The 23,403-nt window shown below is 39.2% G+C and carries 21 protein-coding genes and 3 tRNA genes; 7 read left to right on the forward strand and 17 right to left on the reverse strand.

Annotated elements, in window-relative coordinates; genetic code table 11:
- The first annotated feature begins 45 nt into the window (after positions 1–45).
- On the forward strand, positions 46–738 hold the full coding sequence (locus F968_RS01415; protein WP_004789589.1) for a nitroreductase family protein: 693 nt from the start codon (positions 46–48) through the stop codon (positions 736–738).
- Positions 739–851: 113 nt separating this feature from the next.
- On the opposite strand, the gene F968_RS01420 is transcribed toward F968_RS01415, so the two are convergent.
- Positions 852–928 (reverse strand) — tRNA-Arg (locus F968_RS01420).
- Positions 929–1,508: 580 nt separating this feature from the next.
- Between F968_RS01420 and F968_RS01425 the strand changes: the two genes are divergently transcribed.
- A complete protein-coding gene (locus F968_RS01425) occupies positions 1,509–3,689 on the forward strand; it encodes a beta strand repeat-containing protein (RefSeq protein WP_004789591.1) in 2,181 nt (726 codons plus the stop codon).
- A gap of 70 nt (positions 3,690–3,759) precedes the next feature.
- Here the strand turns inward: F968_RS01425 and F968_RS01430 are convergent, their stop codons facing one another.
- The 3 genes from F968_RS01430 to F968_RS01440 all read right to left on the reverse strand — a co-directional run bounded on the left by F968_RS01430 (position 3,760) and on the right by F968_RS01440 (position 4,637).
- On the reverse strand, positions 3,760–4,353 hold the full coding sequence (locus F968_RS01430; RefSeq protein WP_004789593.1) for an HAD-IB family hydrolase: 594 nt from the start codon (positions 4,351–4,353) through the stop codon (positions 3,760–3,762).
- Between the two features lie 106 nt (positions 4,354–4,459).
- Positions 4,460–4,536 (reverse strand) — tRNA-Arg (locus F968_RS01435).
- Positions 4,537–4,546: 10 nt separating this feature from the next.
- Positions 4,547–4,637 (reverse strand) — tRNA-Ser (locus tag F968_RS01440).
- A gap of 261 nt (positions 4,638–4,898) precedes the next feature.
- On the opposite strand from F968_RS01440, the gene rnr reads away from it, so the two are divergent.
- From rnr to F968_RS01460, 4 genes are all read left to right on the forward strand, one after another.
- Positions 4,899–7,313, forward strand: a complete 2,415-nt coding sequence (gene rnr / locus F968_RS01445) for a ribonuclease R (RefSeq protein WP_004789594.1) — start codon at positions 4,899–4,901, stop codon at positions 7,311–7,313.
- Between the two features lie 134 nt (positions 7,314–7,447).
- Positions 7,448–9,502 (forward strand): M3 family metallopeptidase, encoded by a 2,055-nt coding sequence (locus F968_RS01450; protein WP_034596063.1) that lies wholly within the window; start codon positions 7,448–7,450, stop codon positions 9,500–9,502.
- 40 nt (positions 9,503–9,542) lie between these two features.
- Positions 9,543–9,752 carry a YheV family putative zinc ribbon protein gene (locus F968_RS01455; protein ID WP_004639498.1) on the forward strand — a complete coding sequence of 70 codons (210 nt, stop codon included), beginning with the start codon at positions 9,543–9,545 and terminating at the stop codon, positions 9,750–9,752.
- 11 nt (positions 9,753–9,763) lie between these two features.
- Complete coding sequence (locus tag F968_RS01460) at positions 9,764–10,189, forward strand: hypothetical protein (protein WP_004789596.1); 426 nt, start codon at positions 9,764–9,766, stop codon at positions 10,187–10,189.
- A 162-nt stretch (positions 10,190–10,351) separates the two neighbouring features.
- On the opposite strand, the gene F968_RS01465 is transcribed toward F968_RS01460, so the two are convergent.
- The 5 genes from F968_RS01465 to F968_RS01485 all read right to left on the reverse strand — a co-directional run bounded on the left by F968_RS01465 (position 10,352) and on the right by F968_RS01485 (position 15,896).
- Positions 10,352–12,547: a TRAP transporter large permease subunit gene (locus tag F968_RS01465; protein ID WP_004789597.1), complete on the reverse strand. Its 2,196-nt coding sequence runs from the start codon at positions 12,545–12,547 to the stop codon at positions 10,352–10,354.
- 178 nt (positions 12,548–12,725) lie between these two features.
- Complete coding sequence (rrtA, locus tag F968_RS01470; protein WP_004789598.1) at positions 12,726–13,301, reverse strand: rhombosortase; 576 nt, start codon at positions 13,299–13,301, stop codon at positions 12,726–12,728.
- An 83-nt stretch (positions 13,302–13,384) separates the two neighbouring features.
- Positions 13,385–14,473, reverse strand: a complete 1,089-nt coding sequence (locus tag F968_RS01475) for a hypothetical protein (RefSeq protein WP_004789599.1) — start codon at positions 14,471–14,473, stop codon at positions 13,385–13,387.
- Positions 14,474–15,242: 769 nt separating this feature from the next.
- Positions 15,243–15,632: a hypothetical protein gene (locus F968_RS01480; protein WP_034596065.1), complete on the reverse strand. Its 390-nt coding sequence runs from the start codon at positions 15,630–15,632 to the stop codon at positions 15,243–15,245.
- Between the two features lie 6 nt (positions 15,633–15,638).
- Positions 15,639–15,896, reverse strand: coding sequence for an FAD assembly factor SdhE (locus F968_RS01485; RefSeq protein WP_004789602.1), 258 nt, complete (start codon positions 15,894–15,896; stop codon positions 15,639–15,641).
- Positions 15,897–16,085: 189 nt separating this feature from the next.
- On the opposite strand from F968_RS01485, the gene F968_RS01490 reads away from it, so the two are divergent.
- Entirely contained in the window at positions 16,086–17,258 is a 1,173-nt protein-coding gene (locus tag F968_RS01490; protein WP_004789603.1) for an acyl-CoA dehydrogenase family protein, read from the forward strand.
- A 51-nt stretch (positions 17,259–17,309) separates the two neighbouring features.
- Here the strand turns inward: F968_RS01490 and F968_RS01495 are convergent, their stop codons facing one another.
- From F968_RS01495 to secY, 8 genes are all read right to left on the reverse strand, one after another.
- Positions 17,310–18,800: a flavin-containing monooxygenase gene (locus tag F968_RS01495; RefSeq protein ID WP_004789605.1), complete on the reverse strand. Its 1,491-nt coding sequence runs from the start codon at positions 18,798–18,800 to the stop codon at positions 17,310–17,312.
- A 181-nt stretch (positions 18,801–18,981) separates the two neighbouring features.
- Positions 18,982–19,359 (reverse strand): 50S ribosomal protein L17, encoded by a 378-nt coding sequence (gene rplQ, locus F968_RS01500; protein WP_002049717.1) that lies wholly within the window; start codon positions 19,357–19,359, stop codon positions 18,982–18,984.
- Positions 19,360–19,377: 18 nt separating this feature from the next.
- Positions 19,378–20,385 (reverse strand): DNA-directed RNA polymerase subunit alpha, encoded by a 1,008-nt coding sequence (locus F968_RS01505; RefSeq protein ID WP_003653641.1) that lies wholly within the window; start codon positions 20,383–20,385, stop codon positions 19,378–19,380.
- A 17-nt stretch (positions 20,386–20,402) separates the two neighbouring features.
- Positions 20,403–21,029 (reverse strand): 30S ribosomal protein S4, encoded by a 627-nt coding sequence (gene rpsD / locus F968_RS01510; protein WP_003653643.1) that lies wholly within the window; start codon positions 21,027–21,029, stop codon positions 20,403–20,405.
- A 12-nt stretch (positions 21,030–21,041) separates the two neighbouring features.
- Positions 21,042–21,428 carry a 30S ribosomal protein S11 gene (gene rpsK, locus F968_RS01515; RefSeq protein WP_001040166.1) on the reverse strand — a complete coding sequence of 129 codons (387 nt, stop codon included), beginning with the start codon at positions 21,426–21,428 and terminating at the stop codon, positions 21,042–21,044.
- A gap of 19 nt (positions 21,429–21,447) precedes the next feature.
- Positions 21,448–21,804 carry a 30S ribosomal protein S13 gene (gene rpsM, locus F968_RS01520; protein ID WP_004789609.1) on the reverse strand — a complete coding sequence of 119 codons (357 nt, stop codon included), beginning with the start codon at positions 21,802–21,804 and terminating at the stop codon, positions 21,448–21,450.
- 105 nt (positions 21,805–21,909) lie between these two features.
- Entirely contained in the window at positions 21,910–22,026 is a 117-nt protein-coding gene (gene rpmJ, locus F968_RS01525) for a 50S ribosomal protein L36 (RefSeq protein ID WP_000867907.1), read from the reverse strand.
- Positions 22,027–22,046: 20 nt separating this feature from the next.
- Positions 22,047–23,366 (reverse strand): preprotein translocase subunit SecY, encoded by a 1,320-nt coding sequence (secY, locus tag F968_RS01530; RefSeq protein ID WP_171056864.1) that lies wholly within the window; start codon positions 23,364–23,366, stop codon positions 22,047–22,049.
- Positions 23,367–23,403: the final 37 nt, after the last annotated feature.

Here is a 23,403-nt window from a genome sequence, read left to right on the forward strand (position 1 = left end):
TAAAGTTTCTACAATAACAGCGTCACCTTTTTAGTGGAATGTCTCATGTCTTTTTTTGCAAAATTATTTGGCTTAAATCAAAAAGCAACAGTCTCAAAAGATGTGGTTACGCAAGCCACTCAAGAGACGAATCTTTCAAATGAACCAAGCTTTTTAGAATTAATTAAAAAACGTCGTTCAATTTATTCAATAGGAAAGAACTTAAAACAGTCCCCAACTGAAATTGAAAGATTAATTCAAGAGGCTGTAAAACATAGCCCATCTGCATTCAACTCCCAGTCTTCTCGCGTTGTAATTTTATTTGATCAATCCCACCAAAATTTCTGGAATATTGTTTTAGATGTATTAAAAACGATTATTCCAGCAGAAGCCCTAACTGGAACTGAACAGAAAATCCAAAGTTTTGCAGCAGGTGCAGGTACAGTTTTATTTTTTGAAGACCAACATGTGATTAAAGGTCTACAAGAACAATTTGAAGCATATGCAGATAATTTTCCAATCTGGTCTGAGCACTCAACAGCAATTGCACAATTTGCGGTATGGAACGTACTGGCTGAACAAGGCATTGGTGCTTCTTTGCAACACTATAATCCAATCATTGATGAGAAAATTAATGCTGCGTTTAATGTTCCCGCTCACTGGAAATTAAGAGCCCAATTAGTATTTGGTTCAATCGAAGGCGAAGCCGGAGAAAAAGCTTTTATTGAAGATGAAAGCCGCTTTAAAACATTTGGCTAATTTTCTACTTTTTAATTCTTTTCAAAGCTGGTTGCCACCGGCACTAGCTTTGAACAAAAATGACAAAAAATAGGCACAAAAAAACCGCTATATATAGCGGTTAATTCTTCAAGTGGTGCGCTCAGAGAGATTCGAACTCCCGACCCCTTAGTTCGTAGCCAAGTGCTCTATCCAGCTGAGCTATGAGCGCGTACTTGATGTTGCGCATTATACGCATTTTTTAAAGCTTAGGAAGCCTTTTTTCATCTTTCTGTCATCAACCGTCTAGTTCTTAGCCACACCTCTCTTTTACATAAAATAGTAGCTAAAATTATTGATGGGTTTCTTACCTAAGATGTATTTGAAATATTTTTTTTCAAATAAGTTTTATAGACTTTTTGATGTATTTCGCCATATATCTAAAAGCTAAAGTCGACCATTTCACTCAACATTATAGAAATAATATATTTCTAGCTAAGCCTTAACATTATAGACTTCAGTAAAATTTATCTAATATACTGCTTCAAATAAGTGGAAATATAAGAAAAAATATAATTAATTAAAAAAATATTATATAAAAACCATTATTATTTTTACGTCTAAATTAAATGAATTATTCTTTCTTTAAATATTATTTAATATTAAAAAATGTGACCAAAAATACACATTGACAGCTTTTGATATCTAACCAATACTAAATTCCAATTAATGAGATGCACATCTCATTAATTATGTAGCGCAATAAATAATACTTACTTAAAAATACATAATTATATAGGAAATAGACCAACATGTTTTTACTAAAAAATCTCGTATCTTCGATCTCAAAAGTTACTCAAGACTTGGGTAATGTTGTATCGGTAAATACCACTGTAAACACGGGTTCTTCTGTTGATGCACACGTTTCAACATCAGGCTTACTTTCAAATGTTATTTCTACAGTAACGAATACTGTTACCCACACAGCAACCGGCTTAGTTTCTGATGTAGTTGGCACTGTAACTGGTACTGTCGGTTCTACAAATCCATTAGAAACAGTAACCAATGTTGTGGGTGGTGTAACTGGTGGCAATCCTCTTGAAGTAGTCACTGATGTTATAGGTGGTGTGACTGGCGGAACTTCACCAATTTCCCCAGTCATTGATGTCGTTCAAGGTGGTATTGATATTCTTCAGGGTGTCGAAAGCCTAAAAACTGAAATTATCAACACTGGCATTGAAACTGTTGCTGGAACAATCATTGGAGTACTCCCACAAACTGAACATCCTGTTTCTGAAATTGCAGAACTTGGCACATTAACTTTTGAAACTTCTCGCGACACGGTAAATGGTGCTCTTGAAGTTGTTTCTGATTTAGTCGGTGGAGATATCTCAGGCGCAACTGCGTCAGCAACAGGTATTGTTGAAACACTTATCAATAATGGTACAACTGCTACAGGTATTGTCACTGGTGTGGTTGGAAGTGTTACCGATGTAGTTGGTGGCGTAACTGGTGGTGTTGGTGGTAACCCTCTTGAAGTTGTGACTGACATCATCGGTGGTGTAACAGGCGGCGTTGGTGGTAACCCTCTTGAAGTCGTAACCGACATCATCGGTGGCGTAACGGGTGGTATCGGTGGCGGCACATCACCAATTTCTCCAGTAATCGACGTAGTTCAAGGTGGTATCGATATTCTTCAAGGCGTTGAAAGCCTAAAAACTGAAATTATTAATACAGGTATCGACACTGTTGCCGACACAATCATTGGTATTCTCCCACAAACTGAACATCCTGTTTCTGAAATTGCAGACCTCGGCACATTAACTTTCGAAACTTCTCGCGACACGGTAAACGGTGCACTTGAAGTTGTTTCTGATTTAGTTGGCGGAGATATCCAAGGTGCAACTGAATCAGCAACTAGTATTCTGGGTACACTTATCAATAATGGTACAACTGCTGCTGGTATTATCACTGGTGTTGCAGGAAGTGTTACAGATGTAGTTGGTGGCGTAACAGGCGGTGTTAGCGGCAACCCTCTTGAAGTTGTGACTGACATCATCGATGGCGTAACAGGTGGTGTTGGTGGTAACCCTCTTGAAGTTGTGACTGACATCATCGGCGGTGTAACAGGCGGCGTTGCTGGTAATCCTCTTGAAGTTGTGACTGACATCATCGGCGGTGTAACGGGCGGTGCTGCTGGTAACCCTCTTGAAGTCGTAACTGACATCATCGGCGGCGTAACAGGTGGTATTGGTGGTGGAACATCTCCAATCTCTCCAGTAATCGACGTAGTTCAAGGCGGTATCGATATTCTTCAAGGCGTTGAAAGCCTAAAAACTGAAATTATTAATACAGGTATTGATACCGTAGCGGATACGATTATCGGTATTCTTCCACAAGTAGAACATCCTGTTTCTGAAATTGCTGACCTCGGCACACTAACTTTCGAAACTTCTCGAGACACAGTAAATGGTGCTCTTGAAGTTGTATCTGACTTAGTCGGTGGTGATATTCAAGGTGCAACTGAATCAGCGACTGGCATTATCGGTACACTTATTACTAATGGTTCTACTGCAACTGGTTTATTAACAGAAATCCTGGGCGGTGTAACAGGCACTATTGGTGGAGTTACTGGTGGTGATAGCCCTCTTGGCGTAGTAACTGATCTTGTTGGAGGTTTAACTGGTAGTGTTAGCGGTGATAGTCCACTCGGTGTAGTGACTGACCTTCTAGGCGGTTTAACTGGTGGCGTTACTGGTGGTACAGAAAACCCTATTGGTATCGTAACGGATATCGTGGGTAGCTTAACTGGTGGGGTGACTGGTCAAGGTGGCTTAGATGTCATTTCTAATTTACTTGGTGGATTAACAAGTGGCAGCCTACTCGGTGGAGTAACGTCTACAGTAACTAGCGTAACAAATGCAACGCATACTATCGTACCTCAGTCATTACTTACTGATAACTTCTTAGATAATTCTTTCCATACTGTTTAATATCATTAAAAGAAAGCCACTTTTATAAGTGGCTTTCTGATTTAATATAGTTTCAAATATTAATTTAATACTAATCAATCTCTTGCCATCTATAATACTTTTTATGTGCTAATTCCAACATTGCATAATCATTAGGAGTATCACCATAAGCATATATGGTCGGGTATTGGCTTAAATCATATTTATTTTTTATTCTATTTACTTTTTCCAAATAACCACAATCACCATCAATAAAATGGCCTGTTAAAATACCATTATGTGTTTCAAGTTGGTTGCATATAACATCTAAACCTAAAGAATGACACCAACTTTCTAAATAAACACCTAATGATGCTGATACAACAACAATCTGATCACCTTGTTGTTTATGCCAGAGAATACGCTCCAAAGCATTTTCACGAACACATATAGGAAGTACCTTTTTAGCAAACTCTTGTCCTATATCTTTTAGGGAATTCGCGTCATAACCCACATATCCTACTTGGCAGAGCTTAGTTCGAATGGTTTTATCCGTTACCCAACCAAGTTTATAGCCAGCTATATACGGTGCAAGCCGAATACCACCGACGAGTTGTGTTTTTCTGTCTAAAGAAAATTTAAGAAACAAGCTGAATGTGTCGTTATGAGTGATGGTGCCATCAAAATCAAATAAAGCTAGGTTCATTTATGATTATCTCTAATATAATTAAAAAGTTATAAATTTAGATTTATTAAAATTACTAAAAAATAAGCACAAAAAAACCGCTATAAAAGCGGTTAATTCTTCAAGTTGGTGCGCTCAGAGAGATTCGAACTCCCGACCCCTTAGTTCGTAGCCAAGTGCTCTATCCAGCTGAGCTATGAGCGCATTAAGTAAATGGCGGTGAGAGAGGGATTCGAACCCTCGATACCAGTAATAGGTATGCTTCCTTAGCAGGGAAGTGATTTCAGCCACTCATCCACCTCACCGGAACGAGCCGCCATAATACAAACTAAAACCACATTGTTCAAGTCATCATACTGAAATTTTCTTGTTTTTTAGTTCAATGAATTATTTTTTAAGCAATTTCCTCATTATTTTCGTCTTTTTCGATCAAACGCTTGTTAAGATAGATATTATTTCTTCATCAAAATACTGTAGTGCATAACACATTATTGCAAACCTGAACGTGCAGTTCGGGTCTGCATAGCTTATGCTAAACTTATCTGCCAAGCGTGAAACAAAACGACATGACAAAAAACTGGGCTGACCCTGAAGCGAAAGCTGAAGCTGAACGTTATGACAATCCTATTCCAAGCCGTACTCTGATTTTAGATACGTTGGAGCAGTTGCAAACACCACAATCTCATGCAGAGCTTGTCGATCATTTTAATATTCATGACCAAAAAAGTATCGAAGCATTAAGTCATCGTTTAAGTGCTATGGTTCGTGATGGTCAAATCATGAAAGACGGTTTTAAATTTCAGTTGGTGGCAGATCAACCAACATATGAAGCAACTGTTTATATTAATAGTAAAGGTTTAGGTACAGCACATATTGATGGTCAAACCGATCTTTTACTTCCTGAACGTGAATTACGTTTAGTATTTAATGGTGATCGAGTTAGAGTGCGCCAGACTTCAGTAGACCGTAAAGGTAAACCTTGGGGTTTTATCACAGAAGTTTTACAGCATCGTGTTAAACAATTAATTGGTAGATTGTCAGTTCATGAGGGTGAATATTTTATTCAACCCAACAATCCCAATCAGCATCAGCCTATTCCTTTAGAAAAAGAACTCGTAAAACATGCTGGGGCGAATGTTGGCGATATGCTACGTGTTGCAATTGATAGCTATCCGACCCGTGAAGAGTTTTCAACAGCACATATTATTCAGTCTATGGCAGACAAAGCTGATACAGAAATTATCATTCCACAAACCATTCTTGAATTTGGTTTGCCATATGAATTTCCAGATCAGGTATTAAAAGAAGCAGAAAGTTTTAAAGAGCCATCTGCTCAAGACCGTGAAGGTCGTATTGATTTAAGAGATTTGGCATTAGTTACAATTGATGGTGAGGACGCTCGGGATTTTGATGATGCAGTTTATGCAGAAAAACGTCCGGGTGGGGGTTACCGCGTTGTAGTCGCAATTGCCGATGTCAGCCATTATGTACGCTTAGACTCAGCCCTCAACGAAGAAGCTGAGGAACGAGGCACTTCGGTATATTTCCCACACTTTGTATTACCAATGCTACCAGAGGCTTTGTCAAACGGCTTGTGTTCTCTGAATCCTCACGTAGACCGCTTATGTATGATCTGTGACCTTAAGCTCTCTCGTTCAGGCCGTGTAACTGGTTACGATTTTTATCCGTCGGTTATGCACTCAAAAGCACGTTTGACCTATACACAGGTAGCGCAATACTTTGAAGGCGCAACAGATGCGATTCCAAAAGATCGTGATGTTCATAAATCTTTAAATACACTTTTCCAGCTTTATCAAATTTTGAAAAACTTGCGTGCTGACCGCCATGCAATGGAATTTGAAACCATTGAAACGTACATGACTTTTGATGAGTTGGGTGGAATTAAAGAAATTTTGCCACGTACACGTAATGAAGCACATAAGCTCATTGAAGAATGTATGTTGCTTGCTAACGTTGCTGCAGCTGAATATGCATTAGAACATGATGTTCCAATGTTATATCGTGTGCATGAAGCTCCAGAGTTTTCACGTATTCAAAAAGTAAAAGACTTTGTGAAATTGCTTGGTCTACCCTTCCCTGACCAACCAACTCAAGCAGACTATCAAAAAGTTATTGAAGCGACCAAAGACCGTATTGATGCACCAAGTATTCATGCCGTTTTATTACGCTCAATGATGCAAGCTTATTATGGCGCAAAAAATGCGGGACACTATGGTTTGGCTTATGAAGCCTATACCCATTTCACTTCGCCAATCCGTCGTTACCCAGATTTATTGTTACACCGTGCTATTAAGGCACACTTGAAACAAAAGCCTTATCCACTCTCTGGTGCTGCGCTTGATGATGCTGGTGAACATTTTTCTCAAACTGAACGCCGTGCAGATGAAGCTTCTCGTAGCGTAACAACTTGGTTGAAGTGTCACTATATGCAACAGCATTTGGGTGACGAGTTTATTGGTATCGTAAGTGCAGTAACCGAATTTGGTTTATTCATTACACTTAAAGATCTATACGTCGATGGCATGATTCATATTAGCCAACTCGGCGATGACTTCTTTATTTATGACCAAGCGAGCCAAAATCTGGTAGGTCAAAATCGTGGTCAAGTCTTTGGTTTAGGCGATGAAGTTAAAATTCAGGTGGCTGGCGTAAATCTTGAAGAACGTAAAATTGACTTCCAGCTTCTTCAACAAGTCACGCATGCAGGAAGAGTCGTTCGTAGCCGAGCTCCACGCACAACTAAAACCTCTTCACAGGCAACTGAAGAAGTTTTCAGTAAACCAACAAGTAGTGAGGGTGAAAGACCTGTTCATAAAAAGAAAGAAAAAGCTAAGGCGAGTTCTTATACTAAAAAGTCTGGTAAAAAACCTTCTGCAAAAGCCGAAAGTAAACCAGAAAAAGTAAAGAAAAAGTCTAAGCCTAAAAAGAAAAAGGCCAATGCAAAATCAAAGGCTGAATAATTAAACACTAGATGTTGCCAGCCTAGAAATAAGTCCCGATTTGGGACTTATTTCTTTTTAAAAAGCTTATTTTGCACATTAAACTTGATTTCTGGCTTGAGAGGACCTACATCTAATAACATGTTTAAAAAATAATGTGGCTAACAGCAATGACTTTACAGCAAGCGACCTTACCAACCCCGCGTTTTGATGAAATTAAATTAGAAAATTTAAAACAAGACATCCAACAAGCGATTCAAGCAGGCCAAGAATTTTTAAATACACTTACCGCTGTACCTACTGATACCGCTCAACAACTTGCCGTACTTGAACAAGTCGATACACTTGAAAACAACCTTAGTGAATCATGGGGTGTTTTATCACATTTTAATGCGGTGATGAACAATGCTGAAACCAGAGAAGTCTATCAATCGTTATTACCAGCCTTGAGTGAATATTACACTCAACTTGGCCAACACACGGCGCTCTATCAAACTTATCAGCATATCCACGATGGTCAGGGCTATACGTCTCTTAGTCCAGCCCAACAAAGTGCTATTCGACTCGCTTTACGTGATTTTAAACTTTCTGGTGTGGCTTTAGAGGGCGAAGAGAAAAAACGCTATGCAGATATTTCTGCTCGCCTTTCACAGCTTTCTTCTGATTTTTCTAACCATGTACTTGATGCAACACAAGCGTACTTTAAACCGCTTACAGAAACTGAGCTAAAAGGTCTTCCTGAAAGTAATGTTGAGTTATTAAAACAATACGGTAAACAACGTGAACTCGATCAAGCTGTAGCAACTCTAGATTTCCCAGCTTATTTTGCAATCATGACGTATGCAGATGACCGCGCTTTGCGTGAAGAGCTTTACAGAGCTTATGTCACTCGTGCATCTGATCAGTCCGAACAAACTGAGTTTGATAACAGCAAAATTATGGAAGAAATTTTAAGTCTTCGTCAGGAAATGGCGAAGTTACTTGGTTTCAACAACTATGCTGAATATTCTCTTGCGAGCAAAATGGCACCAGATGTAAAAACTGTACATGACTTTTTAGTTGATCTCGCTGAGCATGCTCGTTCCCCTGCTCTTCAAGAAGTTGCTGAACTTCAAGAGATTGCCAAGCAAGATGGTATTGACGAACTTAAACCTTGGGATAGTACTTACTATTCTGAAAAACTCAAACAGCAACAATTCAACTTATCGCAAGAAGCATTAAAACCATACTTCCCTGCACCTAAAGTCATTCAAGGTTTATTCCAAATCGTGCAGCGCTTATATGGTATTAGCATCATCGAAAGACAAGCACCAGTCTGGCACCCTGATGCACGTTATTTTGAATTAGAAGATCAAGGCCAAGTGATTGGTGGCTTCTTCTTTGACATCTATGCACGTACGGGTAAACGTGGCGGTGCATGGATGAATGGTTTCCGCTCACGCATGCAAACTGTTCATGGTTTACAAAAACCAATTTGCTACATGGTGTGTAACTTCACGCCTCCAGTAGGCGATCAACCTGCTTTACTCACCCATGATGAAGTGATCACATTATTCCATGAGTTTGGACATGGTTTACATCACATGCTAACTGAAGTAGATAATATTTCCGTTGCAGGAACTCATGGTGTTGCTTGGGATGCAGTAGAGCTACCAAGCCAGTTCATGGAATTCTGGTCATGGGATAAAGAAAGCCTAGATGTATTAAGTGAACACATCGATAGTAAACAAACTTTGCCACAAGAATTACTCGATGCTTTATTAAATGCACGATTCTTCCAGTCTGGTATGCAAACTTTACGTCAGCTTGAATTTGCATTGTTTGATTTGACTATTCACACTAAAACACCTGCGTTGAATAGTGAGCAAATTCAGCAGACCTTAGATGACATTCGTAAGCAGTATGCAGTTGTTCCTGCCGTGGATTACAACCGCTTCCAGCATAGCTTCAGTCATATTTTTGCTGGTGGTTATGCGGCAGGTTATTACTCTTACAAATGGGCAGAAGTTTTAGCAAGTGATGCATTTGACCGTTTTGAACACGAAGGTATTTTCAACACTCAAACTGGCAAAGAATTCCGTCAGGCAATCTTAGCAGTGGGTGGTAAGGATACTGCACTTGAAGCATTTGTGAGTTTCCGTGGCCGTGAACCTAAAATTGATGCACTGTTACGTCATCAAGGTTGGACGAATGACACTAAAACCGCTTAAACTATAGGCCTAAATTGATCGTGTGGTTAGGGTGATAAAGATGAAAAAACGTTTCATTGCTGGGGCTAAATGTCCAAAATGTGAAGCAACAGATCGGATTGTCATGCTAACCACCGCTGAAGACGAATGGATTGAATGTATCGAATGCGGTTATAGTGAAAATCGTCCGACTCATATTGATGAGCCTGAAGCGCCCGCTGTACCTGATGAAGTTGGAGTAATACAGTTCAAGCCTCGTCGTCCTGACTAAAGGTCTTAGAGATGCCACTACAAAGAAAACAAAACTCAAAACTATTGTGGATTTTAATTGGGGGCTTAAGCATTCTTGTAGTGCTTTTTTTAGCTGCACAATGGTTTTTCAAAAAAACCGAGTCATCCGCACCAATGGTTGATCCTCAACCTGTTTCGACGCCCGCTCCTGCTAAAACCGCTGATCCATCATCAAGTTCAGAACCTGTAGCAGAAGCTGCAAGTTCACAACAGCTTGTGAATGAAGATGTACTCAAACAGCCTGTACCGGCTCAAGAGTCTTTAGCAAAAGAAGAAGTGTCTAAACTCGATGATATCCATCGCCAGCTAAAAGATCAGGAAGCAACTTTAAAAGCTCAGCATGCTGATGCTGATCAATTAACTAAACTCAAAGAAGAACAAGTTAAATTGCTTGAAACTCAGCTCAAACAGCAATAGTTTTTCAATGGGAAATAAAAAAAGCTAAAGACAGATAACTTTAGCTTTTTTTATTTTAATTAATAATTCCAGCCATTCTTTTTCCTAAATTTATTGAATCTTCTTAATAAAAAAGCCCTCCATTTAGGAAGGCTTTTTGTATAACCAATACTTTAATTTAAGTTAATGATACCAACCGAATAGCTTAAATACATATGGCACATAAGTTACCAATACCAGTGATGAGAATAAAACAATAATTGGTAGCAACCAGCGCTCATAACGGAAGTAGAAACTTGTATATTTCTCTTTCGCTTCAGCATCAGCAGCGTTCACTTCATCATCTCCGACGGACAACCGCGTGAGTAGATGGTTCAAGGCAACTGGTGGAGTTACATAACCAAATTCGAATGCAACCAACACAATCATCCAGAAATGAATTGGATGAATACCATTTTCGTATGCTACAGGCGCAATGGTTGCAGCAACTAAAATTACAGCACCAAATGGATCTGTACACATACCAATAATGGCAAGTAACAGTGCAATACATGCTAATGATATATAGATACTACCTAAATGAGTCGGCAATAATTCAACCACTTCAGAACGTTCAATTAAACCACCAACACTTGCAGACAATGCCATCAGAATAATTAGTGCGCCAATATGGCCTACAGTTTCTGAAGTTGCAAAACGCAGCGCTCCACCAAAACCAAGACGGAACTGAGAACTATGCGGATCATGTGCTCGAAGGAATGGTGATTTCTGTTCGTGTTCACGAACAATCGCCTCATGAATATTGATCGCAGGATCTTCTTTTGGCGCTACCAATTTGTCATACAAAATCATTGCGATCAGGACTAATGGCAAAATTACTGGAGCAGTAAATTCATTCATTCCTGTGTCTAACGCATATTTATAAATAGCAAGAACAACAGCAGTGATCAGAATGTATGGAATTACAGGTATAAAGGCGCGCATCATGCCTGGAATCGCAACTTTTGGCGAATTTACACGGAACTTCTCTTCAGCCAAGAGTAATGAAACACCCAAGAAAATAAATGCTGTTAACCAAAATACATAAACACCATGGCCAAACAACTCATCGGACGTTACATGACGGCTGTCCAGCATCGCAATTAAAACGACCAGTAGACATGGACGTACTACTACCCCTAAAGAACCAGACATTGCAGATACAGCCAATGCATATTGACGGCGAGCACCCGCATTCCAGACTTCTTTATAAATAATTGCACCTGCTGCAATAACGAAAATACCTGACGCGCCTGTATAAGCCGTCGGTACCGCAGCTGCAATTAGAATCAACCATGTTAAAGTTTCTGGTGCCAAATTCCATGGGCGAAGCACATTAAGGAACAAGTCCATAACGCGTGTTTGAGTTAAAAGCATACCTGCCCAAATAAACAAGGCAAGGTTTAAGAAAATACCTGAGAATTCAACCAATAAACCAAGGTAAATCCCTTGCCCCATTGGATAATCCATAAAGAATGTGAATACTATGCCCGTAATCAAAGCCATGTAAGCATATAAAGGCACACTTAGTAGAGCTAAGCCAATATTACCGCCTTCACGTTTTGGTGGAGGTGAAACAAATAATTGATAAAGACTAATCAAAGTCAGAACAACAAATAAAATCATCCATATCCAGTAAATAGTTACTGTTTCATAGGTAGGTGTCACCCCAGAATTGATAACTGAACGATACTGGCTAATTACAGAGAAACTGAGTAGAGCATTAGCAACCACCATAAAGATGGAATAGACTTTATAATCTATTTTTGTTGCCGGATTACGTAAGCCAATATGGTGAAATTTTAACGATGCTGTAATCGCAGAAATTAGAACCATAAAAATCAGTAAAATTGCTCGATTTTCTGTACCAAATTTAAAAATACCAAAGAAGCCTGTCTCGATGGCGCGATAAGTACGTACCCCTGGGTTAGCTTCGATATATTTAATGGTTTTATCATACGCCTGATATTTCTCATCACATTGTTGCTGCGCTGCGAGAAGCGATGCACGGACATCACTTTCTGACGCTGCACCAAAGAAACTCGAAAAATCATCAGATGCATTCGCTTTCATTTGTTCTTTGACTTGAGCATCGATATTTGGATGTCGATCACAAGTCGGTTTTTCAGGTTCAGCACGCAAAAATGAATATTGCATACCTATCGCAGGATCACCATAAAGACGTTCCCCGATACGTAATAATTGTCCGTGGATCATCTCCCCGGTACCAATGATTAGTGTCATTAATAGTAGAATGAGGATGACGAATGTTGAGATCCATTCGTTCCAGATATAACCCAACAGACCTAATCCAGATCTTTTTTCTTGATGTTCTTGCATAAATATTCCAATTTTGTTCTCCCAAAAACCTGAAAAACAGGAGTTTGAGTCATGCAATTTTCTTGGTCAGGGGTTAATTCCTTCCCCCTTCTACCAATCCCTTTATTCAACGATCAAATTTGCATCAAACTTTATTAATAAAGAATGACTAAAATCACTTTTTTAACAGTTTGTATTGTCAATATTTCTTTTTTAATCTTTGAGCAAGCCAATAGCAGCCCCCAAAGATTGCTCCACCAATTGCTCCATATAAGTGAGCTTCAGTTAAAACTGGGCTCCCTATTAACTGGGCAGTTCCTGTTTGCCCAAAAGTATTTTCCCATATCAGTTTTGCAATAATTAATCCTAAGACCAGAAAAGCAAAATTCCGTTCTTTACGATATTGCAAATAAACTAAAGCAACTGCTGTATAGAGCCCATGTAAAACACCTGACAAACCAGCATATGCCTCGATATAAGGTAAATAAAAATAGAAGACCAAGCTAATGAAAGGTGGCAACAGTAAAAGTAGACTTAAAAGATGCCACGCTTTGGTGTGCGGAAAAATAAACGGTAAACAGGCGAATGCCATCATATTTAAAAGGAAATGAATCCACCCAACGTGTACCCAATGTGCAGTCCATAAACGCCAGAATTCACCAAGTAAACTTTCCCGCCAATAAATAAAAGTATCAGGAAATACTTGTAGACATGCAGATATGGAAATGCACACTGCGACCAAAAGCACTTTATTATTCAGTACATGATCTTTCATGGCACACTCCTTGAAATTAAACTTCTTACAATTATTGTAGAACTTAACAATAGACTCGCAAGAAGTTAGTCTTTCAAATATGTTTACTGTGCTGCTGGTGGAGCAGATGAATCCGCAGGAGCTTCAGATGCGGCTCCGCCATCAAATAACTCATCTAGCTCTGCTGCACCTTCGTTCTTATCGTCCCAGAAATGTGACATGCCATCATCTCCAGTACGCACACCAGTATGCTCAGTCCAGTAGCGGTCAGAAATACCGCGTACAATCAGACCTGCCATACTATCGATTAACTTAAAGTTCGGATTAACAGGCTTATCATCAGCTTGAGAAGCGGCATATGATCTTAATGCATCACGGATTTTTGCATCATCACCACTTGCTTGAGCAGCTACTGCATATAAAGCATGAGATAAGCGAACACCTTTTTGCTCGCCAATCTGCATTGACTGTTTTAGAGTTTGGTATGGATCAGGTTTCCCTTCATCTGCCCCAGGTAATAAAGTCCAGATAACAGCACGCGTTGCGTTAGGCGCTCCCCAGAATTTTTCATTATCTAGACAAACCATGCCACGCTCTACAATAGCGGCGATATCCTTTGGAACATTGACTGCGCCACCAGAGTTAATATCATTGGTCACAGCCTGAAGGCCACTAATCATTCCAAGTAAATAAACTGTTTGATCAGTATCACTACGCATTGTTGGACAAGAATCACCTAAATGGTATTTATATTTAGATTCCCAACGATCAGCAAACAACTTATAGCCTGTATATTGACGCTCAGCAGCAATTGCTGCCCAACGCTTTTGTGCAATACGTGCATCTTGAGCTTCAGTTACTTGCCCTGCTTTTGATGCACGCAAATAACGTAATTCCTGTTCTAATGCTTGATTCTCAGCACATACACCTGAAGCCGCATACATTAATACCGCAACACGCGTTGGATCTGCACCCATACCTTTAGTAGACATGATTGCTGGTGTTAAAGCACTACCAGTATTACAAACCATTTCAGCATCTTGCATTGCCAGAATAGGCGGAACGACGTGCTTTTCCGTAAAACCTAAAGCAACATTTGCTCCGGTTTTCACGACGTATGAACAACCTGATAAAACTGAAGCTGCAAGAAAACTCATCGCCAAACCTTGGCTTATTTTTTGGACTTTAGACATCTTCCTGTCCTCTATGTAATTTGTTTTTTCCTTTTCAGATGTACATTAGCAGATGCATATCTTGAATAAAAGAGTAATTACTCTAATTGTAGCGCTTATACTTTGACACACTTCACAGCAGATAAAATTGACAGTTTTTCTGGGAAACAGAAATTTTAGGCAAAAAAAAGTAGCATTGCGACGGTTCAGCACATGCTACTTATTAACTGAGATAAGCTTTTAACGGCTTATATTATTTTTGTTCTATATAATCCTTAAGTAAAGTTCCTGCTCTTCCTACTACCACAGCCATAACTACTGCAATTAACAGAAACATCCACATTGAAATCTCCATGAGAGACCTCCTTACTACAATCGCACCCAGTTATAAACTGGACACTTGATGAAATTAATCGACTAACCAATTTAATAATTGACTGATCGACGACCTTGCATCCTCTGTCTCTTAACTTTGTTAAAATTAACTCTGTTAAGATGTTCCCTGAGTAAAGTTCCTGCTCTTCCTATCACCACTGCCAGAATGATGGCAATGACCAAGAACGACCATGTTGGCATCTCCATTTTGAGACCTCCGACACACTTTACGTTGGTGTTTGTACTTTAACCGATCAAATAGATACCCATAGGTGAAATTGTCAGACAATTGTATTTCCTTAGCTTTTTTCTATATTTTAATTAGACAATCCTGATCTCAAGCAAAAAAATAAAGATTAAGTTATTGTTTTTTATAATTTTTAAATAAATATACAAATGTAGAATTGTCTAACAATTAATGAAGTTTCTGTAGGACTTTTAACTTCCTCCAATACTGCAAAGGAAGTTGATCAAACCAAATTATGGCTACTTTCACAGGTGCCCCCTCAAAATAAATCATCATAAATAGCTGATAATCAATTATTTTATTAATTTCTACACGGTAAATCACTTTTTTAGGAAGATAAACAACTGACCAAGATTTTTGATCTAAATATGCAATTTGAGAAATTCGTGATTGTTTTAAAAATAATAGGAAACCAATAGATAAAAGGATCAGACTAAATAGCCACCACATAGGTGATAACAATTGATAAAGTAGGATTGCTAAACTCAAGCCAATAAAAAGCTGAAATATTATCGAGAAACGACTATATTTCAGCTCAAAATTCAATTCTTTTATCAAAACAGTTTAGCCATGTACGTACTGTTTTAATTTATAAATAAATTCACGTAACTCTGTGCGTGGAGGTTCAGAAACTTCCATGAACCAATCTAGCAAATCTGGATCTTCTTGTTCTACTAATTCTGCAAATAAGGCCTTTTCTGCCGGATCCGCATTTAAATAATAGTTTTTTACATAAGGGTCAAAATAGACGTCAATTTCTTTTAAGCCGCGGCGTGCTCGATAAATTACTTTACGTTCTTCCAAGGTCATTTCGTCAGACATTTATTTCCCCATCTGCGTTGATAGTGCACCTAGTTTACCTGATCACATTCCAAAGATCGCTAAAAATATCAAATTGACCAAATTTATCATCTTGTACTTATAATTGAGCATTCATCACATTGTTCGTCATGAAATGCTTCCGTATGTTTAAGGAAATAACATCACACCTAAACCAAGGAAGAAATACAAATGCAATCTGGTGCCATCCGTCCTATTCCAAATATGTTACCGAGACGACTATTTAACGAAGAGCATGAAGCTTTCCGCGAGACAGTACGTAAATTCTATGAAAAGGAAGTTGTTCCCAATATTGAAAAATATGAAAAACAGCAACATGTTGATCGAGATCTTTGGAATAAGGCTGGAGAATTAGGTCTTCTTTGCACCACAATGCCAGAGCAATATGGTGGGTCTGGAGTAGACCGCTTGTACAGTATGATCTTAATTGAAGAACAAGCTTATGCTATGGATTCTAGTACGGGTTTTTCTTTACATTCAGATATTGTTGCGAATTACGTAAATAACTTTGGTAATGAAGAACAAAAACAAAAGTGGTTACCAAAAATGGCAACCGGAGAAGTGGTCACGGCTATTGCCATGACTGAGCCTGGTACTGGTTCTGATTTACAGGCAGTGAGAACCACAGCTGTACTTGATGGCGATGAGTATGTCATTAATGGTTCTAAAATTTTCATTACCAATGGTTACTTATGTGACATGGTCGTAGTCGTTTGTAAAACGGGTAATAACGACAAGGGTTCAGCGAACTTATCGCTCATTATTGTTGAAGCAGACAGAGCTGGCTTTAGCAAAGGTAAGCCTCTTAATAAAATTGGAATGAAAGGCCAAGATACATGCGAATTATTTTTTGATAACGTTCGTGTTCCTAAAGAAAATCTCTTAGGTATGGAAGGCATGGGCTTTATCATGCTCATGAAAGAATTGGCTTGGGAACGAATGCTAGTCGCTATTATTTGTCAGGCAGGCGCTGAAGCCGCATTTGCACATACTGTCCAATATACAAAAGACCGTAAAGCATTTGGCAAACCTGTTAGTGCATTTCAAAATACGCGTTTTAAACTTGCTGAACTGAGAACAGAAATAGATTTCTGCCGTACCTATCTAGATCGTTGTATGGAATTACAACTTGAAGAAAAATTGAGTGTGGAAGCTGCTGCAGCAGCTAAATATAAAATTTCAGATATGTTCTCAAAAGTTGTAGATGAATGTCTTCAATTACATGGTGGTTATGGTTACATGCTTGAATATCCAATTGCTCGTGCCTACATAGATCATCGAGCAAATCGAATTTATGCAGGTACCAATGAAATTATGAAAGAATTAATCTCTAGAACACTTTAATAAATTCAATATAAAAGGGGCATTACGCCCCTTTTATTTATCTAATATCTATTAAGATACTAGTTTTGGCTTACGCTCATTCGTTTCTAAACGTTTATGAAAATGTAGAACACCATCTTCAAATTTTGAATTTTTTAGTGACTTTCTATCTTCTAAATAGTTATTAGTAACTTGCCATGGAGCATGCTTACCTTGTTTTGGAAGCTCATGTGCTGCACGACTGATATAACCTGAAGACAATTTACCCATTACAGTATCTTCTTCCATTTCAGTTTTATCACCAGACGGAACCACTTCATCATAACTATTTTTGTCCATATAGTTTAACAAGCGACAAATATATTCTGCAGCGATATCAACCTTAAGCGTCCATGATGCATTTACATAACCAATAATCATGGCCATATTTGGTACATCACTCAACATAACACCGTTGTAAAGCATATGTTCAGATGAATTAAGAGTTTTGCCATCAATAGTAGCCTGAACCCCACCCATAATTTGAACTTGCAAACCAGTTGCAGAAATCACAATATCCGCATCAAGATGTTTACCAGATTTAAGTAAAATACCTTTTTCAGTAAATTTCTCAACTTGATCAGTTTCTACACTCGCTTTACCTTCACGTAAAATCTTAAATAAGTCACCATCAGGTACTACACATAGACGTTGATCCCAAGGATTGTATGAAGGTGTAAAATGCTTCATATCAACTTTACCCTTTAACTGCACTTCAATTGCTTTTAAGAGTAAACGACGTACAGTCTTTGGATGCTTCTGAGACAATGCATAAATAGCGCGCTGCATACCAATATTACGTGCACGGGTAAATTTATACGCCGCTTCTTCAGACATAAATTTACGCGTTTTTTCATAAATGAAGTCGATAGAAGGCACACTAGCAATATACGTTGGTGAACGCTGCAACATCGTTACATGACCAGCCCCACCTTTCGCCATTGCCGGCACTAAAGTAATCGCTGTTGCGCCACTACCAATAATAACGACCTTTTTACCTGTGTAATCTAAATTTTCAGGCCAATGCTGCGGATGAATGAGTTGCCCTTTAAATGCTTCTTGATTTGGGAAAGAAGGCGCATATCCTTGATCATAGTTATAGTAACCAGTACACCCAACAACAAAATTAGCAATCCAAGTCTGTTGTTTTTTCTTGCCATCTTCAATTACAACCTGCCATTTCTTTGATTCAGAATCATAATTAGCAGAAAGTACACGATGACCAAAGTGAATTTTTTCTTTTAATTTATATTCATCAATAACTTCACCTAGATATCCTTTAATAGAAGCACCATCAGCTAGTACATTCGCTTTACACCACGGCTTAAAATTAAAACCAAATGTGGACATATCTGAGTCTGAGCGAATACCAGGATAACGGAAAAGATCCCATGTTCCACCAAAAGATTCACGACGCTCTAAAATTTCAAATTGGCGTTGTGGAGAATTTTTTGATAAATGGGCAGCAACTCCAATTCCTGAGATACCTGCGCCAATGATTAAAATATCAACTTGCTTTTCCATTTTATTTTTATACCCATTGTTGAGAATATAAGTTTATTAAAGCACAATTTTGACAATACACAATGTCAAGTTTGACCGTTTATCCGTTTTTTTATGTCACTTGAGGACATTTTTATAATTTTAGTAATTATCAAAAATAAAAAAGACCGGTATAAAACCGGTCTTTTTTGAATAAAATCAATTATTCAGCTGAAGTATTCACTTCACGATCTACTAGCTCAACGTAAGCCATCGGTGCTGCATCACCAGCACGGAAGCCCGCTTTAAGAACACGTAGATAACCGCCGTTACGTTCTTTGTAACGAGGGCCGAGTACGGTAAATAATTTACCTACAGTTGCAGCATTACGAGTACGAGCAAATGCTAAACGACGATTTGCTACAGTATCGTTTTTTGCTAGAGTGATTAAAGGCTCAGCAACACGACGTAATTCTTTAGCTTTAGGAACAGTTGTTTTGATCAACTCGTGTTCAAATAAAGAATTAGCCAAGTTTTGGAACATCGCTTTACGATGGCTGCTTGTACGGCCTAATTTCACACCACTATTACGATGACGCATGGTGATAGTCCTACTTAATTAACGGCTACGATAGGCAAAACGGTCGTCCATACGAAGACTAGCTGGTGGCCAGTTTTCAAGACGCATACCGAGTTGTAAGCCTTTCGATGCCAAAACATCTTTGATCTCTGTTAACGATTTTTTACCAAGGTTAGGAGTTTTTAACAACTCAACTTCAGTACGTTGAACAAGATCACCAATGTAGTAAATATTTTCTGCTTTCAAACAGTTAGCAGAACGAACAGTAAGCTCTAGATCATCTACTGGGCGAAGCAAGATTGGGTCAACTTCTTCACGAGGCTCTTGAGCAACTGGAGTTTGGTCTTTCTGAAGATCAACAAAAATTGCAATTTGTTGTTGCAAGATTGTTGCCGCTTTGCGGATTGCTTCTTCAGGATCAACTGTACCATTTGTCTCGAGGTCGATTACCAGTTTATCTAAATCGGTACGTTGTTCTACACGCGCATTTTCAACGGTGTAAGAAACACGCTTAATCGGGCTATAAGAAGCATCTAATTGCAAACGACCAACAGGACGTGTTTCACCTTCAGGGAAACGAGAATCAGATGTTTCATAACCACGACCTTGAGCAACCTTCAAGCGCATTTTTAATGAGCCTGAAGCACTCAAAGTACCGATCAAATGTTCTGGGTTAACCACTTCAACATTATGAGGTAAACGAAGGTCAGCAGCAGTAATTTCGCCAGGACCTTGTTTCTCTAATGTTAAATATGCTTCATTTTGATCGAACAGCTTAATAGACAATCCTTTTAGGTTCAGCAAGAGCTCGACGATGTCCTGCTGCAAGCCTTCTAAAGTACTGTACTCGTGCTCGACACCTTCTATCTCCACTTCAACCACAGCAGCGCCAGGTAAAGAAGACAATAGAATGCGACGTAAAGCATTACCTAGAGTATGGCCAAAACCACGCTCTAAAGGTTCTAGAATCACTTTTGCCGAGGTCCCGCTAACCGCTTCGACCTTGATCGCTTGCGGAGTTAGAAACTCGTTTGCAGTACGCGTCATTATTGCTACCTCAAGGATTATTTAGAATACAATTCTACAATCAAGCTTTCATTGATTTCAGCAGGTAAATCAGCACGATCTGGTGCAGCTTTAAACGTACCTTCAAGCTTAGAATGATCAACATCCATCCAAGCTGGAATACCACGTTGTGCAGCTAACTCAATCGCGTTTTTAATACGCAATTGTTGTTTAGCACCTTCGTGAACCGCAATTACATCACCAGCTTTAACTTGAATAGATGCGATGTTTACACGACGACCATTCAAAGTAATGCTACGGTGACTTACTAACTGACGAGCTTCTGCACGTGTAGAACCAAAACCCATGCGATAAACAACGTTATCAAGACGGCTTTCAAGCAATTTCAACAAGTTCTCACCTGTTGCGCCTTTAACACGAGCTGCTTCTTTATAGTAGTTACTAAATTGACGTTCTAACACACCGTAAATACGACGGACTTTTTGTTTTTCACGTAATTGTAGTGAATACTCAGATTGCTTACCACCGCGTGCCTGACCATGTTGACCAGGTGCTTTGTTAGCTTTTTTAGTTTTGACGTCAAAAGGTTTAACGCCAGATTTAAGTTGCAGGTCTGTCCCTTCGCGGCGAGAGAGTTTGCATTTTGGACCAATATAACGAGCCATGAATGTTTCTCCTTACACGCGACGTTTTTTAGGTGGACGGCAACCGTTGTGAGGAATTGGCGTCACATCGGTAATGCTGTTAATTTTATAACCCACTGCGCCTAATGCACGAACCGCAGACTCACGACCTGGACCAGGACCTTTTACAAGGACATCCAGATTTTTCAAACCGTAATCCAAAGCTGCTTTACCAGCAACTTCAGCAGCTACCTGAGCAGCAAACGGAGTTGATTTACGTGAACCACGGAAGCCTTGTCCACCAGAGGTGGCCCAAGCCAATGCATTACCTTGACGATCAGTAATCGTAACAATGGTGTTATTAAAAGACGCGTGAATGTGTGCAACACCTTCAGAGACGGTACGAGTGACCTTCTTGCGTGTGCGAGTATCTTTAGCCATCTTTTAGCTTCCAGAAATCTTACTTTTTAATCGGTTTGCGCGGACCTTTACGGGTACGTGCGTTAGTTTTGGTGCGTTGACCACGGACAGGCAAGCTGCGACGATGGCGAAGGCCGCGATAGCAACCCAAATCCATTAAACGTTTAATGTTCATGGAAATTTCGCGACGTAAGTCACCTTCGGTAGGAACCTTAGCAACTTCTGCACGAATCGCATCAAGCTGAGCATCGTCCAACTCACGGATCTTAGTAGTTTCAGTAATACCAACTGTAGCTAAGATATTCTTAGCAGTATGGCGACCGACACCAAAGATGTAAGTGAGGGAGATAACAGCATGCTTGTTATCCGGAATGTTTACACCGGCAATACGAGCCATTCACTTTCTCCAAAAAGGCAGTAGAGATAATCAACCGCCCCACAAAATCTTGAGGGGCGGATATTAACCCAATTCGCCTACTGAAATCAACAGGTCTTGATTAGATTAACCTTGACGCTGCTTATGACGAGGTTCTGCGCTACAAATTACGCGAATAACCCCATTACGACGGATAACTTTACAGCTACCACAAATTTTCTTTACAGAAGCTTGTACTTTCATGATGAAACCTCTAAGTGCGCTTATCCCTTAGGATGAGCAGTCGTTTTTCTCATTAATGTTTGATTATCATATTGATGAGATGTTAAGTGCGCTTGTAGCTGAGCCATAAAGTCCATAACAACGACAACTACGATTAGTAATGATGTACCACCCAAAGAGAATGGGATACCAAAAGAACTTTGTAGAATCATTGGCATTAAACAAATGACCGTAATATAAATCGCACCAATAAACGTCAAACGATTAAGAATATGATCTAAGTAACGAGCAGTTTGCTCACCTGGGCGAATACCAGGCACATAAGCTCCGCTGCGTTTTAGATTTTCTGATACTTCCTTAGGGCTAAATACTAAAGCCGTATAAAAGTAACAGAAAAAGATAATTAACGCACCAAAGAGCACCAAATACAAAGGCTGTCCAGGCGACAATACTAAAGCTAAATCTTGTAAGCTACGCTTAATTAATCCAGCATTTGCATCTGCACTTCCCACCCATTGACCAAGACTCGCTGGGAACAATAGTAAAGAACTTGCAAAAATCGCAGGAATCACACCAGCCATATTAATTTTTAATGGTAAATGTGTCTGCTGTGCTGTAAATATACGACGACCTTGTTGCTTTTGTGCATAATTCACTGGAATACGACGTTGTGCTTTTTCAATAAACACAATGGCAGCCAGCACACCTACAGACAAAAGACCAAAGATCACAAGACCAATTAAGCTTGTCTGACCATTATCTACTGATGAAACTGATTGCATAATTAATTTAGGCAAACCAGACACAATACCAGCAAAAATAATCATTGAGATACCGTTACCAATACCTCTTTCAGTGATTTGTTCACCTAGCCACATTAAGAACATAGTTCCAGCGACAAGTGAAGTAACTGCTGGTATATAAAACTCAAGACCAACTGACAGAGTAATACCCTGACCAATCAAACCTGCGCACATACCAACTGCCTGAACCACTGCAAGCAATAACGTACCCTGACGCGTATATTGATTAATTTTACGCTTACCTTGCTCACCTTCCTTTTTCAAGGCTTCTAGTGAAGGAATTACCGTAGACATTAACTGCACAATAATTGAGGCAGAAATGTAAGGCATAATTCCTAAAGCAAGAATAGACATTCGCTCTAAAGCACCGCCAGAAAACATATTGAATAGCCCAAGAATAGTTCCTTGGTTCGCATGAAATAAATTTTCTAACGCAGCATTATTAATGCCTGGTACTGGAATATGCGCTCCTAGTCGAAAGACCAGCAATGCACCGATTAGAAAACTCATCCGGCGAATAATTTCACGATATTTCACGTGAAATGGCTGACCTTTCATCATGTTGACATGACCTGAAGAACTAGGAGACATAGAC

This window comes from Acinetobacter sp. NIPH 817, from assembly GCF_000368405.1.
Lineage (GTDB): Bacteria > Pseudomonadota > Gammaproteobacteria > Pseudomonadales > Moraxellaceae > Acinetobacter.

Coding starts and splice junctions, on each gene's coding strand:
- F968_RS01495 (WP_004789605.1), bottom strand. CDS start 18,800: ATGGAAAAGCAAGTTGATATTTTAATCATTGGCGCAGGTATCTCAGGA.
- rrtA (WP_004789598.1), bottom strand. CDS start 13,301: ATGAAAGATCATGTACTGAATAATAAAGTGCTTTTGGTCGCAGTGTGC.
- F968_RS01460 (WP_004789596.1), top strand. CDS start 9,764: ATGCCACTACAAAGAAAACAAAACTCAAAACTATTGTGGATTTTAATT.
- rpsM (WP_004789609.1), bottom strand. CDS start 21,804: ATGGCTCGTATTGCCGGTGTAAACATTCCGGATAACAAGCATGCTGTT.
- F968_RS01450 (WP_034596063.1), top strand. CDS start 7,448: ATGTGGCTAACAGCAATGACTTTACAGCAAGCGACCTTACCAACCCCG.
- F968_RS01455 (WP_004639498.1), top strand. CDS start 9,543: ATGAAAAAACGTTTCATTGCTGGGGCTAAATGTCCAAAATGTGAAGCA.
- F968_RS01425 (WP_004789591.1), top strand. CDS start 1,509: ATGTTTTTACTAAAAAATCTCGTATCTTCGATCTCAAAAGTTACTCAA.
- F968_RS01475 (WP_004789599.1), bottom strand. CDS start 14,473: ATGTCTAAAGTCCAAAAAATAAGCCAAGGTTTGGCGATGAGTTTTCTT.
- F968_RS01415 (WP_004789589.1), top strand. CDS start 46: ATGTCTTTTTTTGCAAAATTATTTGGCTTAAATCAAAAAGCAACAGTC.
- F968_RS01485 (WP_004789602.1), bottom strand. CDS start 15,896: ATGTCTGACGAAATGACCTTGGAAGAACGTAAAGTAATTTATCGAGCA.
- F968_RS01465 (WP_004789597.1), bottom strand. CDS start 12,547: ATGCAAGAACATCAAGAAAAAAGATCTGGATTAGGTCTGTTGGGTTAT.
- F968_RS01430 (WP_004789593.1), bottom strand. CDS start 4,353: ATGAACCTAGCTTTATTTGATTTTGATGGCACCATCACTCATAACGAC.
- F968_RS01490 (WP_004789603.1), top strand. CDS start 16,086: ATGCAATCTGGTGCCATCCGTCCTATTCCAAATATGTTACCGAGACGA.
- rpmJ (WP_000867907.1), bottom strand. CDS start 22,026: ATGAAAGTACAAGCTTCTGTAAAGAAAATTTGTGGTAGCTGTAAAGTT.
- rpsK (WP_001040166.1), bottom strand. CDS start 21,428: ATGGCTAAAGATACTCGCACACGCAAGAAGGTCACTCGTACCGTCTCT.
- rpsD (WP_003653643.1), bottom strand. CDS start 21,029: ATGGCTCGTTATATTGGTCCAAAATGCAAACTCTCTCGCCGCGAAGGG.
- secY (WP_171056864.1), bottom strand. CDS start 23,366: ATGAAAGGTCAGCCATTTCACGTGAAATATCGTGAAATTATTCGCCGG.
- rnr (WP_004789594.1), top strand. CDS start 4,899: ATGACAAAAAACTGGGCTGACCCTGAAGCGAAAGCTGAAGCTGAACGT.
- rplQ (WP_002049717.1), bottom strand. CDS start 19,359: ATGCGTCATCGTAATAGTGGTGTGAAATTAGGCCGTACAAGCAGCCAT.
- F968_RS01505 (WP_003653641.1), bottom strand. CDS start 20,385: ATGACGCGTACTGCAAACGAGTTTCTAACTCCGCAAGCGATCAAGGTC.